Source organism: Xanthomonas sp. CFBP 7698 (assembly GCF_003600855.1).
Classification (GTDB): Bacteria; Pseudomonadota; Gammaproteobacteria; order Xanthomonadales; family Xanthomonadaceae; genus Xanthomonas; species Xanthomonas cannabis.
Window position 1 is genome coordinate 1,019,423 of record NZ_PRDN01000002.1, and the last position, 16,216, is coordinate 1,035,638.

The 16,216-nt window shown below is 67.9% G+C and carries 15 protein-coding genes and 1 other RNA gene; 7 read left to right on the forward strand and 9 right to left on the reverse strand.

Annotated elements, in window-relative coordinates; translation table 11 throughout:
• Positions 1-29 precede the first annotated feature (29 nt).
• The 3 genes from ftsL to mraZ are packed head-to-tail and all read right to left on the reverse strand — an operon-like array spanning position 30 to position 1,818.
• Positions 30-293 carry a cell division protein FtsL gene (gene ftsL / locus XnspCFBP7698_RS12510; RefSeq protein WP_005991913.1) on the reverse strand — a complete coding sequence of 88 codons (264 nt, stop codon included), beginning with the start codon at positions 291-293 and terminating at the stop codon, positions 30-32.
• Positions 290-1,348 carry a 16S rRNA (cytosine(1402)-N(4))-methyltransferase RsmH gene (gene rsmH / locus XnspCFBP7698_RS12515; RefSeq protein WP_199680168.1) on the reverse strand — a complete coding sequence of 353 codons (1,059 nt, stop codon included), beginning with the start codon at positions 1,346-1,348 and terminating at the stop codon, positions 290-292. The genes ftsL and rsmH overlap by 4 nt, the downstream gene beginning before the upstream one ends.
• A gap of 14 nt (positions 1,349-1,362) precedes the next feature.
• On the reverse strand, positions 1,363-1,818 hold the full coding sequence (gene mraZ / locus XnspCFBP7698_RS12520; protein ID WP_010367651.1) for a division/cell wall cluster transcriptional repressor MraZ: 456 nt from the start codon (positions 1,816-1,818) through the stop codon (positions 1,363-1,365).
• Between the two features lie 314 nt (positions 1,819-2,132).
• Here mraZ and XnspCFBP7698_RS12525 point away from each other — a divergent pair, with 314 nt between their 5' ends.
• The 3 genes from XnspCFBP7698_RS12525 to XnspCFBP7698_RS12535 are packed head-to-tail and all read left to right on the forward strand — an operon-like array spanning position 2,133 to position 3,515.
• Complete coding sequence (locus tag XnspCFBP7698_RS12525; RefSeq protein WP_123137433.1) at positions 2,133-2,900, forward strand: NRDE family protein; 768 nt, start codon at positions 2,133-2,135, stop codon at positions 2,898-2,900.
• A 49-nt stretch (positions 2,901-2,949) separates the two neighbouring features.
• Positions 2,950-3,201, forward strand: coding sequence for a type II toxin-antitoxin system CcdA family antitoxin (locus tag XnspCFBP7698_RS12530; protein ID WP_047697619.1), 252 nt, complete (start codon positions 2,950-2,952; stop codon positions 3,199-3,201).
• The gene (locus tag XnspCFBP7698_RS12535) at positions 3,198-3,515 is read left to right on the forward strand and encodes a CcdB family protein (protein ID WP_123137434.1); all 318 of its coding nucleotides are present in this window, start codon (positions 3,198-3,200) and stop codon (positions 3,513-3,515) included. The genes XnspCFBP7698_RS12530 and XnspCFBP7698_RS12535 overlap by 4 nt, the downstream gene beginning before the upstream one ends.
• An 817-nt stretch (positions 3,516-4,332) precedes the next feature.
• Here the strand turns inward: XnspCFBP7698_RS12535 and rnpB are convergent.
• Together rnpB and rsmI are read right to left on the reverse strand one after the other, a co-directional pair.
• Positions 4,333-4,759, reverse strand: an RNA gene (rnpB, locus tag XnspCFBP7698_RS12540) — RNase P RNA component class A.
• Positions 4,760-4,901: 142 nt separating this feature from the next.
• Entirely contained in the window at positions 4,902-5,723 is an 822-nt protein-coding gene (gene rsmI / locus XnspCFBP7698_RS12545) for a 16S rRNA (cytidine(1402)-2'-O)-methyltransferase (protein ID WP_123137435.1), read from the reverse strand.
• 82 nt (positions 5,724-5,805) lie between these two features.
• On the opposite strand from rsmI, the gene XnspCFBP7698_RS12550 reads away from it, so the two are divergent.
• From XnspCFBP7698_RS12550 to XnspCFBP7698_RS12565, 4 genes are read left to right on the forward strand one after another with little or no spacing between them, the layout of a single operon-like run.
• On the forward strand, positions 5,806-7,536 hold the full coding sequence (locus tag XnspCFBP7698_RS12550) for a penicillin-binding protein activator (RefSeq protein ID WP_039566234.1): 1,731 nt from the start codon (positions 5,806-5,808) through the stop codon (positions 7,534-7,536).
• Between the two features lie 4 nt (positions 7,537-7,540).
• Entirely contained in the window at positions 7,541-7,909 is a 369-nt protein-coding gene (locus XnspCFBP7698_RS12555; protein WP_104580976.1) for a YraN family protein, read from the forward strand.
• A gap of 41 nt (positions 7,910-7,950) precedes the next feature.
• The gene (locus tag XnspCFBP7698_RS12560) at positions 7,951-8,490 is read left to right on the forward strand and encodes a metal-dependent hydrolase (RefSeq protein WP_123137484.1); all 540 of its coding nucleotides are present in this window, start codon (positions 7,951-7,953) and stop codon (positions 8,488-8,490) included.
• Positions 8,487-9,875: an FAD-linked oxidase C-terminal domain-containing protein gene (locus tag XnspCFBP7698_RS12565; RefSeq protein WP_123137436.1), complete on the forward strand. Its 1,389-nt coding sequence runs from the start codon at positions 8,487-8,489 to the stop codon at positions 9,873-9,875. The genes XnspCFBP7698_RS12560 and XnspCFBP7698_RS12565 overlap by 4 nt, the downstream gene beginning before the upstream one ends.
• 203 nt (positions 9,876-10,078) lie before the next feature.
• On the opposite strand, the gene XnspCFBP7698_RS12570 is transcribed toward XnspCFBP7698_RS12565, so the two are convergent.
• From XnspCFBP7698_RS12570 to kdpB, 4 genes are read right to left on the reverse strand one after another with little or no spacing between them, the layout of a single operon-like run.
• The gene (locus XnspCFBP7698_RS12570; protein ID WP_047697629.1) at positions 10,079-10,795 is read right to left on the reverse strand and encodes a response regulator transcription factor; all 717 of its coding nucleotides are present in this window, start codon (positions 10,793-10,795) and stop codon (positions 10,079-10,081) included.
• Positions 10,785-13,445 carry a sensor histidine kinase KdpD gene (locus tag XnspCFBP7698_RS12575; RefSeq protein WP_123137437.1) on the reverse strand — a complete coding sequence of 887 codons (2,661 nt, stop codon included), beginning with the start codon at positions 13,443-13,445 and terminating at the stop codon, positions 10,785-10,787. The genes XnspCFBP7698_RS12570 and XnspCFBP7698_RS12575 overlap by 11 nt, the downstream gene beginning before the upstream one ends.
• A 57-nt stretch (positions 13,446-13,502) precedes the next feature.
• Positions 13,503-14,153 carry a potassium-transporting ATPase subunit KdpC gene (gene kdpC, locus XnspCFBP7698_RS12580; protein WP_104580968.1) on the reverse strand — a complete coding sequence of 217 codons (651 nt, stop codon included), beginning with the start codon at positions 14,151-14,153 and terminating at the stop codon, positions 13,503-13,505.
• Positions 14,154-14,156: 3 nt separating this feature from the next.
• Complete coding sequence (gene kdpB, locus XnspCFBP7698_RS12585) at positions 14,157-16,205, reverse strand: potassium-transporting ATPase subunit KdpB (protein WP_104580969.1); 2,049 nt, start codon at positions 16,203-16,205, stop codon at positions 14,157-14,159.
• Positions 16,206-16,216: the final 11 nt, after the last annotated feature.

A 16,216-nucleotide genomic window follows, 5' to 3' on the forward strand; every position in this document is an offset into this window, starting at 1 on the left:
CCGTGCAAAACGGCCGTCGCGCGAATTCGTCATGGGCGCACCACCACGATGTCGTTGGTCTCCGGGAACTTCATCCCGATGCGCGCACGCGCGACCTGATCGACACGATTGCTTTCCGCCCAGGTGGCCTGCTCCAGCTGCAGCCGGCCGAATTCGATGTTCAATTCATCGCGCGTGTGTTCGAGCTTAGACAGCTGCACGAACAGCTTGCGATGCATGTGGCGCATGTACACCACCCCGATCGCCGAGGCGATGCTGCAGGCCAGCAGCACGATGAGCAGCAAACGGCTCATGCGGCGTCTCCGTTCGGAGACGCCGGGAATCGGGAATCGGGATTCGGGAATCGGGAAGCAGCGGCGCTGGTGCCTTTGCCCATTCCCGATTCCCGATTCTCCATTCCCAGCTTCTCGGCTACCCGCAACACCGCGCTGCGCGCGCGCGGGTTGATGCCCAGTTCGGCGTCGTCGGCCTTGATCGCGCCGCTGACCAGTTGCAGCGTCGGTACGAAGGGTTGCGCTTCGGGCAGGCGGCGGTTGCTTGGCGGGGCCTTGGCGTAGCGGGCCATGAACTGCTTGACGATGCGGTCTTCCAGCGAATGGAAGCTGATCACCGCCAGCCGGCCGCCCGGCTTGAGTGCGCTCAGGGCAGCGTCCAGCCCGGCTTCCAGGTCGGCCAGTTCACGATTGATGTGGATGCGGATCGCCTGGAAGCTGCGCGTTGCCGGGTGGGTCTTGCTGTCGCCGCGCGGCATCACCGAGGCGATCAGGTCGGCCAACTGCGCGGTGCGCAGCAGCGGCTGTTCGGCACGACGCGCCACGATGGCGCGCGCGATGCGGCGGCTCTGGCGTTCTTCGCCATAGGTCCACAGCACATCGGCGATCTCGCGGTCGCTGGCATGCGCCAGCCACTCGGCCGCGCTCTGGCCGCTATCCGGGTCCATGCGCATGTCCAGCGGGCCGTCCTTGCCGAAACTGAAACCGCGCCCGGCCACGTCCAGCTGCGGCGAGGACACGCCCAGGTCCAGCAGAATGCCGTCGACGGTCGCTGCGGCGACCACCTGGCCAAGGCCGGCGAAGCTGCCGCGATGGATGGACACGCGTGCATCGCCACCGAACGCCTGTTCGGCCACTGCGATCGCTTCAGGGTCCTTGTCCATCACCAGCAGTCGACCTCCCGGGCCAAGGTGTTCCAGCACGCCGCGTGCGTGTCCGCCACGCCCGAACGTGCCATCGAGATAGGTTCCGCCTTCGGTCACCTGCAGGCCATCCAGAACCTGCGTGTACAGCACCGGCACATGGGCCGCCGGCGGCTGCGACACCGGGTGACCGGGCTGCGCTTCACCGCGCATCCGGGCACCCCGGCTCACAACCTGAGATCGAGCAATTCATCGCCCAGATCCCCGTCAGACAATGTCTGCTGGATCAGTGCGCGATGTGCCTGCTCGCTCCAGAGTTCGAACTTGTCGCCCATGCCCAGCAGCACGGCCTTTTTTTCGATGCCGACCGCGTTGCGGTGGCTGGCCGGGATGCTCAGACGGCCATTGGCGTCCAGCTCCAGCACGGCCGAGGAACCCACCAGTTTCTGCTGCAGCGTGCGGACCACGCGCTGGGTGTTGGGCTTGGACATCACATCGTCGCGCACCCGCTCCCACTCCTTCTCCGCGTACAGCCACAGGCAACCGGCTTCGAACGGGTTGTAGGTGAGTACCAGGCGGTTGCCGCTCACGCGCGTGACCAGGTCGCGATATGCGGTTGGCACCGCCATGCGTCCCTTGTCGTCCACCGTGATGGCAGTCTCGCCCTGAAACACCGAATGCAACCTCGAATACCCGCTGGGGGATCATTGAACCACGAAAAACCACAAAACACCTGGTTTTCCCTCCGATGCCCACCTTAGCAGCGCGTCAAAGGTTGTCAACAGTTTTCCGGGCCACAAATCGCCAGTCGCATCAATGAGTTGCAGCACTCTTTAGAGACTTGTTCAAAGCTTATCCACAAGTTGCTGTTTCGTCTCAGATTTTGAGATTGAACAAAAATTCAGGGGCGTGAAGGGCATGTAAACCCGACCCTCGTCTCACTTCACATTGCGCCAGCTGCATATCTCAACTGCGCAAACAAAGGACAATCGGTGCCATGTGCCTGGTCGCTCTCGCCTGGAAAACCCACCCGCGCTGGCGCCTGCTGCTGGCTGGCAACCGCGATGAATTCCATGAGCGTCCCACTGCGGCCCTGGCGCGCTGGGCCGCACCGGCCGACGGCGTGCTGGCCGGTCGCGACCTGCGCTCGGGCGGCAGCTGGGTCGGGCTGGGCAGCGACGGCCGTGTCGCAGTGGTGACCAATGTGCGCGACCCGCTGGCCAGCAGCTCGGGACGCTCGCGCGGACATCTGATTGCCGACTACCTGGGCGGCACCCTGGATGCCCGCGCCTACGCGGGCGACCTGGCCGCCGCGGCGCACGAGTTCCCACCGTTCAACCTGCTGCTGTGCGATGCCGAGCACTGCGAGCACCTCAGCAACCATCCGCCGCTGGCGCGCCACCTGGCACCCGGTATCCACGGCATGTCCAACGGGCCGCTGGACGCGCACTGGCCCAAGACCAATGCCCTGACCGATGCCCTTCGCGCCTGGTGCGACGACGCCAGCGGCGATCTGCAGCCGCTGTGGACGGCCCTGGGCAACCCGGACACTGCGCCCGACCACGCCCTTCCCCACACCGGCGTGGACCTGGCCACCGAGCGCCTGCTCTCGGCGGCCTTTATCGGTGGCGCCAGCTACGGCACCCGCGCCAGTACGATCGTTGCCGTGGATCACCATGGCCGCGGCTTCATCCACGAACGCCGCTTCGGCCCGAACGGCATCTTCCAAGGCGAAACACGGCTGGACATCGCTGGCACGCATTGACAGCCCGGAATCATGCGCATAGCGTGCGCATGACCGCAGGAGGCCCGTCATGAGCCGTTATTACGATAGCTCCGCACCAAAAAAACCCCTCAACCTGACCATCAATGCCGACCTGGCCGCCCAGGCCCGCGCCATGACCGGCAACCTGTCGGCAAAGGTGGAGGAACTGCTGGCCGAGTACGTGACGAAGGAGCGCGACAGCCACAGCGCCCGGGCGATGGAGTTGCAACGCGCCGCAAGCGAATGGAAGGCCTTCACCGACGCGCACGGCGCCTTCGCCGACGAGTTCTCCACCCTGTGACCGACCAGTTCGATATCTACGCCAACGTCGGACGCAACAAGAACATTCCTTATGTTGTGGTCGTCCAATCGAAAATCTTCGATGCCTCCCCCCGCCGCGTCGTCGTCCCGTTGGTCATCGCCTCCGCCCACTCCCCGACCCCCTCCCGCTTCACCCCCAAATTCGTCGTCGCCGGCCAGCGCGTCGTGCTGCAACCACTGGAAATGACCTCGGTACCGCTCTCGGTACTCACCCACCTGGCGGGTTCGTTGAGGGACGAAGGACAACGCATCGTCGACGCCCTGGACGAGCTGTTCACCCGCTCGTTCGGTTAGGTAGCACGCTGGCAACTGCAGCGTGAGCGAGACGCCCATGACGCAGATCGCGGCAGGTTGCGCACGCTGAAGCACCGGCTGGTCCAGCATCTCAGCGCGTGACGCCCGATTTGCCGCCATACGCCAGAGCGAAAAGCTCGCCCCATCCGCCCTTCGGGCACCTTCCCCCGCAAGCGGTGGAAGGGAGCTGAGCACCTACCGCTGCAAGCGGTGGAAGGAAGTTGATCCAGGTCACGTGCAGGCACCGCGGCCAACCACCTGTCTGCAAGCCCCCTTGAGTCAAGGGGGCGCGGCGACAGCCGCGGGGATGTGGCATGCCCGGAGCGGGACCTACGTTGTGTATCGCCGCAGACGGCACGAAATGCTGCCCCCATCCGCCCTTCGGGCACCTTCCCCCGCAAGCGGTGGAAGGGAGCCGATCAGGTTGCGCGAGCACCCGGCCAAGCACCTGTCTGCAAGCCCCCTTGAGTCAAGGGGCGCGGCGACAGCCGCGGGGATGTGGCATGCCCGGAGCGGGACCTGCGTTGTGTACCGCTACAGGCGGCACGGAATGCTGCCCCCATCCGCCCTTCGGGCACCTTCCCCCGCGAGCGGTGGAAGGGAGCCGAGCACCTACCGCTGCAAGCGGTCGGAGGGAGTTGATCACTTGGTGCGCAGCGCCCCAGCCAACCACCCATCTGCAAGCCCCCTTGAGTCAAGGGGGCGCGGCGACAGCCGCGGGGGATGTGGCGTGCCCGGAGCGGGACCCGCGTTTTGTACCGCCGTAGGCGGTACGAAACGTGGGCACCTTCGAGAAGGGCGAACGCCCGAACGAAGGTGGCGGAGTCGGCCGATAAGCCGGGTTCTGTCGTGGACAGTCATTCGTCTAGGCGCTACGTCACCGCAGCGCTCAAGCAACCTACCCGGATCCAGCGCGGGCCACGCCAATGGATCCCTATTTGGTCTTGCTCCAGGTGGGGTTTGCCGTGCCGGTCCGTTACCGGACTCGCGGTGCGCTCTTACCGCACCATTTCACCCTTACCGGCCCCTCGCCACCCCTCTGCAGCCTCCGAACGCAATTGGCGATGCTGCGCATCGCCGACATGCTTTAGTGGCGGCAGAGGGGTGACGAGGGACGTAGGCGGTATCTTTCTGTTGCACTTTCCGTCGGCTTGCGCCGCCCAGGCGTTACCTGGCACCTTGCCCTATGGAGCCCGGACTTTCCTCGGCACTCTTGCGAGTGACGCGACTGTCTGGCCGACTCCGCCGGGGCGCATTCTACGCTATCGCCGCCATGCGAAACGGCACGGCGATTTCCAGCTGACCATTGCCTTGTAGGAGCGCACCCGGGCGCGAGAGGCGGTACCGACCACCGTCGCTTCCAGGCATGCTCCTGCGAGGACTGCATCAGCCGCCATACAACGCCTTACGCGGCGCGCCGGTCAATTCGGCAGCCAGCTTGGCGGCAGTGGACGGCGGCAGGTGTTCGGCGAGCTTGGCGTAGACGCGGCGGCCTTCGGCGAGCTGGCCGTCGGCGGCGTCGGCGGCGCCCTGCACCATCACCACGAATTCGCCCTTGCGCTGGTTGTCGTCGGCTTCGACCCGGGCCTGCAGCTCGGCCAGGCTGCCGTCGAGCACGGTTTCGAACAGCTTGGTCAACTCGCGGGCGATCACCGCCGGGCGCTCGTCGCCGAACGCAAGGCGCAGGTCGGCCAGCGACTCGACGATGCGGTGGGACGACTCGTAGAACACCAGGGTGCGGGTCTCGCCGGCCAGCCGCGCCAGGCGCTCGCGGCGCGCGGCGCTCTTGGCCGGCAGGAAGCCTTCGAAGCCGAAGCGGTCGCTGGGCAGGCCGGCCACGCTCAACGCGGCGATCGCCGCGCAGGCGCCCGGCACCGGGCTGACCTTGATGCCGGCGGCACGGGCGGCGCGCACCAGCTTGAAACCGGGGTCGCTGACCAGCGGGGTGCCGGCGTCGCTGACGATGGCCAGCGATTCGCCCTCGCCCAGGCGCGCCACGATGCGCTCGGACATCGCTTCTTCGTTGTGGTCGTGCAGGGCCAGCAGCGGGCGGTCGATCCCGAAATGGCTGAGCAGTTGTCGGGTGTGGCGGGTGTCTTCGGCGCAGATCGCGGCCACGCCACGCAGCACCTCCTGCGCGCGCGGCGACAGGTCGGCCAGGTTGCCGATCGGCGTGGCGACCACGTGCAGGGTTCCAGGGGACGTCATCAGCGGTCTTCCGGGGGCAAAGGGTAGAATCGTAGCGGTTTTCAACGGGCCGCCCAGGCGGCCCCTGTCCAATGGATCTGAAATGAACAAGCGTGTTGCAAGGATCTCCGCCCTGTCGCTGCTGGTGATGCTGGCCGCCGGCTGCGCCACCAGCAGCGTGACCCAGACCGCCTCGCCCACGCAGAGCGCGGCGCTGGCGCTGCTGGACCAGGGCAAGCCGCGCGAAGCGGCGCAGCAGCTGGAAGCCGAAGCCGCCGGTGCCAGTGGCGCGCAGCGCAGCCGGCTGCTGGCTGCCGCCGCGTTCGGCTGGCACGACGCCGGCGACGATGCGCGTGCCCGCACGCTGCTGGCGCAGGTCAACGCACGCCATCTCAGCGGCGAAGAGCGTGCCCGCTTCGGGCTGCTCACCGGCGAGCTGGCGGTGCTCGACAAGCAGGGCGCGCAGGCGTTGGAGGCGTTGGGCGACAGCCCGCACGGATTGCCGCAGCCGCTGCAGACGCGCTGGCTGGTGGCCCGCGCCGCCGCGCTGGAAGCCACCGGCGACCTGTTCGGCGCCGCCGCCGACCGCGCGCGCGCCGATGCCAGCCTGACCGGCGCCGCGCGCAGCGACAACCAGCGCGCCATCGTGCGCCTGCTGGCCGCACTGGACGATGCCACCCTCAAGGGCCGTACCGCCGCGCTGCCGGCCGGCGACCCGCTGTACAACTTCGCCGGCCGCGCGCTGATCAGCCGTGGACTGGGGCTGCCGCGCGCGTTCGAGCGGGATGCGCAGTGGGGCTTCGACACCAGCAAGCGCCCGCCCGCCGAACGCGACGGCTACCGCCCACCGGTCAAGCTGGGCGTGCTGTTGCCGCTCACCGGCAACCTGGCCACCGCTTCGGCACCGGTGCGTGACGGCCTGCTGGCCGGCTATTACGCCGAGACCCGCCGCCGCCCGGAAGTGCAGTTCTTCGACACCGCCGGCACTGCGGCCGGTGCCAATGCCGCGTACGACAAAGCGGTGAGCGCAGGAGTGGATTATGTGGTCGGCCCGCTGGGGCGCGATGAAGTGAGCGCCCTGTTCGCACGCGGCCAGCTCGCCGTGCCGGTGCTGGCGCTCAACCGCCCCACCGACAACAAGGCGCCGCCCACCGGCAGCGCCGGCTTCTCGCTGGCGCCGGAAGACGACGGCATCATGGCCGCCGAATACCTGCTCTCGCGCGAGCGCCGCAACGTGCTGATCGTCGGCACCAGCGACGACAACGGCAAGCGCACCATCAAGGCCTTCCGCGACCGCTTCAGCGAACGCGGCGGCACGGTGGCCGGCAGCATCAGCGTGGCCGATGCGCCGGGCGACATCGGCGCGCAGCTGCGCAACTACGGCACCGCCGATGCGGTGTTCCTGGCGGTACGCGGCAACACCGCGCGTGCGCTGGCCCCACAGCTGGCGCTGGCCGGGTTTGCCGGCAAATCGCGCGTGGGCACCTCGCAGTTGGTGGCCGGTACCGGCAAGGTCGAAGACGACCTAGCGCTGGATGGCATCGTCTACCCGAGCGAAACCTGGACCGCCCTGGGCGTGTCCGGCCTGCCGGCAGCCAGCCAGGTGGCCAGCACCCTGCCCAGCGCACGCGGCCCGGCCGCCCGCCTGTTCGCGTTCGGCTACGACGCCTGGAAGATCAGTGCGTATCTGGAAAAACTCGCCACCGGCACCGATGGCGGCCTGCGCGGCGCCACCGGCACCCTGCATCTGGACGGCTTCGGCAATGTGTTGCGCACGCCCGCCTGGTCCACCTTCAACGGTGGCCGCCCGACGCCGATCGCCGACGGCCGCTGAGGCCATGCCGGCGGCGCGTCAGCGGCGCGGTGCGGCAGTGGAAGCGGCTGCACGCGTCATGCTGGAGCAGGCCGGTTTGCGGCTGGTGGTGAGTAATGCCAACTACCGCGGCGGCGAACTGGATCTGGTGATGCGCGACGGGCAATCGCTGGTATTTGTGGAAGTGCGTTACCGGCGCGACGACCGCTTCGGCGGCGGCGCGGCTTCGGTGGATGTGCGCAAGCGCCGCAAGCTGGTGTTGGCCGCGCAATTGTTTCTTGTCTATCACCCCGCGCTGGCGGCGCTGCCGTGCCGCTTCGACGTGGTCGACGCCAGTGGCGAACCGCCGGTGTTGCACTGGATCCGCGACGCGTTCCGCGCCGACGATTGCTGACCACGCCCGACGCTCGCTACCCACGCCATTACCGACGTTCGATGCCGACCATCATGACCCACGCTGCGGTGCCGCTGGCGCTCTGGTGCGCCAGTGAACGCGGCCGCGTCTCGCCACGCCTGCTGGCTGCCGGTGTGCTGGCGGCGATGCTGCCCGACGCCGACGTGGCGGCCTTTGCGTTGCACATCCCGTATGCCGATGCGTTCGGCCATCGCGGTGCCAGCCACTCGCTGTTGTTCGCCGCAGTGATGGCGTTACTCGGGGGCGCGGCGCATCGCCTGTTGCGTGCCGATGCCGTGCAGGCGGCTGTGTTTTTGTTCGTCTGCGCCGCATCGCACCCGTTGCTGGATGCGCTGACCTCCGGTGGCCTGGGCGTGGCACTGGGCTGGCCGTGGGACCAGACACGCTGGTTCGCACCGTGGCGACCCATTCGCGTGTCGCCGTTCGCCAGCGGTTTTTTCAACGCGCGCGGCCTGGACACGCTGCGCTCCGAGCTGCGCTGGGTCTGGCTGCCGCTCACAGTCGCAGTGCTGGGTTGGAGATGCATCCAGCGCACGACACCACAGGATCAGATGCGATGACCGACGTACTTCCCGCTGCACTGGCCGATCTGCTGGCCACGCGCCTCGGCGCCGAGGGCTGGTTGACCGGCGACGATGCGCGCCGCCGCTATGGCGAAGACGATTCGCGCCGCTGGGCATTGCCCGCCGCCGTCGCCCTGCCGCGCGATACCGAGGATGTGGTGGCGATCGTGCAGGCCTGCCGCGCGCACGGCGTGCCGATCGTGGCGCGCGGCGCCGGCACCGGCACCACCGGCGCGGCAGTGCCGTTTTCCGGCGGCGTGGTGGTGTCGATGGCGCGCATGAACCAGATTCTGGCGCTACGTCCGGAAGACCGCTGCGCGGTGGTGCAGCCCGGCGTGCTCAATGGCGACCTGCAACAGGCGTTGCAGCCGCACGGCCTGTTCTGGCCACCGGATCCTTCCAGTGCGGAGATCTGCAGCGTTGGCGGCAATTTATCCACCAACGCCGGCGGCCCGCGCGCAGTGAAGTACGGCGCCACCCGCGACAACGTGCTCGGCCTGGTGGCGGTGACCGGCACCGGCGAGGTGATCCGCTGCGGCGGCGCATACACCAAGAATTCCACCGGCTACGACCTTACCCATCTGTTGTTGGGCAGCGAAGGTACCCTGGCGATCATCGTCGAAGCGACCTTGAAGCTGACACCGCGCGCAGTTGCACAGGCCGGCTTGCGCGCGCTGTACCGCGATGCGTCCAGCGCTGCGGCTGCGGTGTCGCGCATCATGGCGCAGCCGACCACGCCGACCATGCTGGAATTCATGGATGCCAGCGCCATTGCACTGCTACGCCGCAATGGCAGCGATGTGCCCGAAGCCGGCGCGATGTTGCTGATCGAAGCCGACGGCGATCACGACACCCTGCCCTACGCATTGCAGGCACTGCATGACGCCGCCAATGGCGAGGGCGTGCTGAGTCTGGACATCGCCGCCGACGGCAGCGCGCGCGACAAATTGTGGGCCGCGCGGCGCGCGCTGTCGCCCGCACTACGCACGATCAAGCCCGGCAAGATCAACGAAGACGTGGTGGTGCCGGTGTCGCGCATTCCCGCGCTGGTGGCCGGCGTGGAAGCGCTGGCTGCGGAATTCGCGCTGCCCATCGTCGCCTTCGGCCACGCAGGCAACGGCAACCTGCACGTCAACATCATGTACGACCCGGCCGATGCCAGCGAAGACGCACGCGCGCACGCGGCATTGCCGCGGCTGTTCGCACTGGTGCTGTCGCTGGAAGGCACGCTCTCCGGCGAACACGGTATCGGCGTGGCCAAGCGCGATTTCATGACGCAGGCGTTCAGCGCACCCACGCTGGCAGCGATGCGCGCGATCAAGGCCGCGCTGGATCCGGATGGGATCTTGAATCCGGGCAAGGTGCTGCCGCCGCTGGAATGAGGTTGCGCGCCTGCGACACTGCAGCGCGTACCGGCAAGCGCGGAGCTATGCGCTCGCGATGCACACGGCGTCCGTGTTGGTGCCGCTATCGACGCACCACACTGCGCCGCTCGCATCGGCTCACTCGCAGTGACAGCACCGGGAAAGACGCCACCTTGCTGCTTGCAGCAACTTGGCGCGGCAGGGATGGCAGTACACCTGCCTCAGCGCGTCACACCGATAAAGCGTAGCCCCACGCCGGGTTCGGTGACGATGTAATGCGGATCGGCGGCATCGTCGTGCAGTTTCTGGCGCAGTTTGCCGACCAGGATGCGCAGGTAGTGGGTGTCTTCTTCGTGGGTGGGACCCCACACTTCGCGTAGCAGTTGCGGCTGGGTAACCACGCGGCCTGCGTGCTTGAGCAGCAATGCGAGCAAGGCGTATTCCTTGCGACTCAGCGGCACGGGCTCGCCTGCCAGCGTGACTTCGCGCAGGCCCAGATGGATATGCAGGCGGCCATCGTCGAACACGCTTTCTTCCACCGTGCTGCCGGCGCCGGCCTGGCGCAGCAAGGCGCGGATGCGTGCCATCAGTTCCTGCACGCCGAACGGTTTGGTCACGTAGTCGTTGGCGCCGGCGTCGAGGGCGGCGACCTTTTCGGTTTCGCCGGCGCGCACGGTGAGCATGATCACCGGCACGTTGGACCACTGGCGGATCTCGCGCAGCACCTCGTGCCCATCGCGGTCGGGCAGACCGATGTCCAGCACCACCAGTTCGGCGCCCTGCCCGGCCAGCGTGGCCAGGCCTTCTTCGGCGGTGCCGGCCTGCAGCACGCGGTAGCCCTGCGCACGCAGGCTGATGTCCAGAAAGCGACGGATCTGCGGCTCGTCGTCGACGATCAGCACGCGGGCGGGCGGGATGGCAGTAGTGTCAGTCGGCATCGGGGCGAGGTGGCGCGGCAGGGACGAGCAACGGCAGCGTAATGCGGATCGTGGTGCCGTGACCATGTGCGCCGGCCAATGCCTGCACGCTGCCGCCATGTGCGCCGATCATGCCCTGGCAGATGGCAAGGCCCAGCCCGGTGCCGTTGCGCCCGCGGTCGCCGCGCTCCACGCTGTAGAACATGTCGAAGATGCGCGCACGCTCGTCCTCGGGAATGCCCGGGCCCTGGTCGCCGATATCGATCTGCAAGGCGCCGGCCTGCAGGCGCGCGTGCACGGTGACTGCCGCACCGGCTGGCGAAAATTTCGCCGCATTCTCCAGCACGTTGAAGATGGCCTGTTCCACCAGCGCCGGGTGGACCCAGATGGCCGGCAGCTCGGCGGCCAGATCCAGTTGCAGGCGGACCTCCGGCTGGTAGCGCTGCAGGCGGCGGGTAGCCGAGCCGATCAACTCGTCCACGCCAATCCAGTCGCGATTCAAGGTGAGCCCGGTGTGGCCGAGCTTGGTCATGTCGAGCAGGTTCTGGATGTAGCGATCCAGCCGCTCGCCTTCGAGCTGGATGGTGTCGAGCAGCGCGTGGCGATCCTGCGCGTCCATCGCATCGCCGTAGCTGGCCAGGCTGCTGGCCGAGCCGATCATCGAGGCCAGCGGCGAGCGCAGATCGTGCGAGACCGACGACAACAAGGCCGAGCGCAGCCGCTCGGTTTCGCCGCTGACGCGTGCGCCTTCCAGATCGGCCACCAGGCGCGTGCGCAGCGCGGCCTGCCCGATGTCTTCCACCATCGCTTCGGCCAGGCGGCGTTGCTCCAGGCCGGGCCGCTGTACGGCCTGCCGAAAGCGCAGCGCGGCCACGCCCAGGGTGCCCCGCTCGTGGCGCACCGGCAGGCACCACCACTGCGCGCCGGCCAGGGTGTCGGTGAAACGGCCAGCCGGTTGGCCATGGCGTTGGGTCCAGTCTGCCGCGCTGCGATCGAGCGCACCGAAGCTGGTGGGCACCTCGCTTTCGCTCTGCTCCAGGCGCAGCCAGACCTCGGCATCCAGCGCGGTGGCCAGGGCGCGACGGCCGGCTTCGAGCACCTGGCCCAGATCGGCGGCGGTGCTGAGCTGGCGGCCCAGCGCTTGCAGCGCGTTGGCGTGCGCATTGGCCGCGCGCAAGGCCAGCACCTGGCTGCGCAGGCGCGAGGCCAGCCGGCCGGCGACCAGCGCGGCAATCAGGAACAAACACACCGTCACCACGCCCTGGCGCGCGCTGATGTGCAGGGTGAAGCGTGGTTCGATGAAGAAGAAGTTGTAGGCGACAAAACTCAGCAGCGCCGCGATCACGGCGGCCGCCATGCGCGTGCGCGATGCCACCAACACCACCGCCACGATGAACACCATCGACAGGTCGTCGATGTCGGTCCAGCGTTGCAGCAACCACGCCACCGCCACCGCGCCAGCCGCAGCGATTGCGGCGAACGCCAGGTCGTAACGCTGCAGCCATTGGCGCGGGTTACGCCAGCGCTGCCGCGCACGTGCGCGCGCGTCGGCAGAGCTGACGATGACCAGCTCGTAATGCGCGCCACGTTGCAGCAGTTGCTGGGTCAGGGTGCGGTTGAACATGCGCGCCAGCGGGCGTTCGCGGGTGCGCCCCAGCACCAGGGTGGAGATGCCGTTTTGCGCGGCGAAATCCAGCAGGGCATCGGCGACGTTGGCGCCATGCAGCAGCGCGGTATCGCCGCCGAGGCGGCGCGTGAGCGCGAAGGCGCGGTCGATCTCCAGCTGCCAGTGGGCATCGGCCACGGTGCGTGTCTGCACCGTCACCACCGTCCAGGGCGCATCGCGGCGCTCCGACAGCCGCCGCGCCACCCGCACCAGATAATCCGAGCTGCCACGCCCATCGATCGCCACCACCACGCGTCGCCGCAACGCAGCGGTGCCGGGCAGGCCGCGTGCGGCCTGGGTGTCGCGCAGATCGCTGTCGACACGGTCGGCGGCGGTCTGCATCGCCAGCTCGCGCAATGCAGTGAGGTTGGAAGGCGAGAAAAACGCCTGCAGCGCCTGCGTGGCCTGTTCGGGCAGATACACCTTGCCCTGCTGCAGGCGCTCGATCAGTTCGCGTGGCGGCAGGTCTACCAGCACGATATCGCGCAGGCGGTCGAACACGGCATCGGGCACCGTTTCGGACACGCGCACGCCGGTGATGCGCAGCACGATGTCGTTGAGGCTTTCCAGGTGCTGGATGTTGACCGTGGTATAGACGTCGATCCCGGCATCGAGCAGTTCTACGATGTCCTGCCAGCGCCGCTCGTGGCGGCTGCCCGGCACATTGCGGTGGGCCAGCTCGTCGATCAGCGCCAGCTGCGGCTTGCGCGCCAGCAGTGCATCCAGGTCCAGTTCTTCCAGCACCCTCCCCTGATAGCTCACGCGGGCGCGCGGCAGCAGCGGCAAGCCGTCCAGCAAGGCGGCCGTTTCACTACGCCCGTGGGTTTCCACCACCCCGGCCACCACATCCATGCCCTGGCGCAGCCGCTCGCGCGCCCGCGACAACATGGCGTAGGTCTTGCCCACGCCGGGTGCGGCGCCCAGGAACACCGTCAGGCGCCCGCCGTGTTCGCGCTGTAATTCGCCGATCAGCGCGTCGGCTTGCTGGGTGCGGGCGTCGGGCATGGAGGCCGGGATTGGAGATTGGTGATTGGAGATTCGTAAAGGCTACAAGCATCGCTTCTAGTGCGGGTGCTTTGCTTCGCCGTCGCTTCCAGCTTCGCCACTTCCCGCCGCATCCAATGCGAGGTTCAGCGCCAGCACATTCACTCGCGGCTGGCCGAGCAGGCCGAACTGGGGTGGCTCGATCGCAGCCTGCAGCAGCGCGCTGACGCGTGGTTCCGGCCAGCCGCGGGCGGCGGCGACGCGGCGGACCTGCACCTGTGCGCCGGCCGGGCTCAGGTGCGGGTCCAGGCCGCTGCCGGACTGGGTCAGCAGTTCGCCGGGCACTGCGTCCGGGGCGATGCCGTCGCGCGCGGCGACCTCGGCCCGGGTGGCGGCAATGCGCGCCTGCAGGTCCGGGTTGGAGCGCGCCTGGTTGCTGCCGGCGGCGGCGGTGAGGTCGTACTTGGCCGCCGATGGGCGCGGCTGAAAGTAGCGCACATCGCTGAAGGGCTGGGCGACCAGGGCCGACCCGATCACGCGCGTGTCCTGGCGCAGCAGCGAGCCGTGCGCCTGGGCCGGAAACAGCGCACCGGTGATGCCGGTGGCGATCAGCGAGTAGGCCAGGCCCAATCCCAACAAGATAAACAGCGCCAGCACGATCGATGCGCGTACTGCGCCGTCATCGCGCAAGGGCAGCGTGGTGGCAGTGGTGATGGAAGATGTGGTCATGGCTCAGGCACCCAGGGTGGCGGCAAGCGCCAGGTCGATCAATTTGATGGCGGCAAACGGCAGCAAGACGCCGCCCAGCCCGTAGATCAGCATGTTCCGGCGCAACAAGGCGGTGGCGCTGGACGGACGAAACCGCACGCCGCGCAAGGCCAGCGGAATCAACGCCGGAATGATCAGGGCATTGAAGATCAACGCTGCCAGCACCGCGTGACGTGGGCTCGATAACTGCATCACGTTGAGCGCGGCCATCGATGGAATCGCTGCTGCAAACAGCGCCGGCAGGATCGCGAAATACTTGGAGACGTCGTTGGCCAGCGAGAACGTGGTCAACGCGCCGCGCGTGATCAGTTGCTGCTTGCCCACTTCCACCACCGCCAGCAGCTTGGCCGGATCCGAATCCAGGTCGACCATGTTGCCGGCCTCCTTGGCCGCCTGCGTGCCGGAGTTCATCGCCAGGCCCACGTCGGCCTGGGCAAGCGCCGGTGCATCGTTGGTGCCGTCGCCCACCATCGCCACCAGCCGCCCACCGGCCTGCTCGGCGCGGATGCGGGCCAGCTTGTCTTCCGGACGCGCCTGGGCGATGTAGTCGTCCACGCCGGCTTCGGCGGCAATGGCAGCGGCGGTGAGCGGGTTGTCGCCGGTAATCATTACCGTCTTGATGCCCATCGCACGCAGCTGCGCGAACTTTTCCTTGATGCCTTGCTTGACCACATCGCTCAGTTCGACCACACCGAGTACATGCCGGCCTTCGGCCACCACCAGCGGGGTGGCACCGCCACGCGCGACTTCTTCGATACGGCCCTGCAATTCCGGCGACACCGTGGCGCCCTGCGCCTGCACATAGGCCACGATCGCATCGCCGGCGCCCTTGCGGATGCTGCGCCCGGCAAGATCCACGCCGGACATGCGCGTCTGCGCGGTGAAGCCGATGAAATGCGCGCCCTCCGGCTCGACCGCCACGGCACCTTGCTGGCGTGCCAGCTTGACGATGGATTTGCCTTCCGGCGTCGGATCGGCCAACGAGGCCAGCATCGCCACATCGCGCAGTTGCGCACGGTCGATGCCGGCCAACGGATGAAACGCAGTGGCCTGCCGATCGCCGTAGGTGATGGTGCCGGTCTTGTCGAGCAGCAACACATCCACGTCGCCGGCCACCTCCACTGCCTTGCCGGATTTGGCCAGCACATTGGCCGACAGCGCGCGGTTCATGCCGGCAATGCCGATCGCCGGCAACAAGCCGCCGATGGTGGTCGGGATCAGGCACACCAGCAGCGCGATCAGCAGCAACGGATCCAGCGTGACGCCGACAAATCCGGCAATCGCCGGCAACGAGGCCACCACGATCAGGAAGGTCAGCGTCATCGCGGCCAGCAACAAGGTCAGCGCGATTTCGTTCGGCGTCTTCTGCCGATTGGCGCCTTCCACCAGCGCGATCATGCGATCCAGGAAACTCTGGCCGGGTTCGGCGGTGACCTTGAACACGATCTCGTCGGAGAGCACCCGCGTGCCGCCGATCACACCGCTGCGGTCGGTGCCCGCCTCGCGCAGCACCGGTGCCGATTCGCCGGTCACCGCTGCTTCGTTGATCGTTGCAACGCCACGCACGATCTCGCCATCGGCCGGTACGAATTCACCTTCGGACACCATCACATAATCGCCCGGTCGCAGCTCGGCGGCGGGCACGCGCGTCTCGCGCCCGCCCAGTGCGGTTTCCACCCGGCGTGCCACCAGATCCTTGCGCGCACGCCGCAACGAGGCGGCCTGGCCGCGGCCACGCGCTTCTGCAATGGCCTCGGCGAAATTGCCGAACAGCACGGTGACGAACAGGATCGCCGTCACCGCCCAGCCGAAGCCGGCATTGCCATGCCCGCTGGCGGTGATCACCGCCGCCAGCGCCGTGCCGCCCATCACCACCGCCATCACCGGGCTGCGCAGCAGATGCCGCGGCGACAGCTTGATGAAGGCCGCGCGCATCGCCGCCATCAGCACGGCAGCGTCGAACAACGCCGCGTCGCCGCGCGCGCGTTTTTCAGTCGTATCGATCGTAGACATTGCTCAAGACT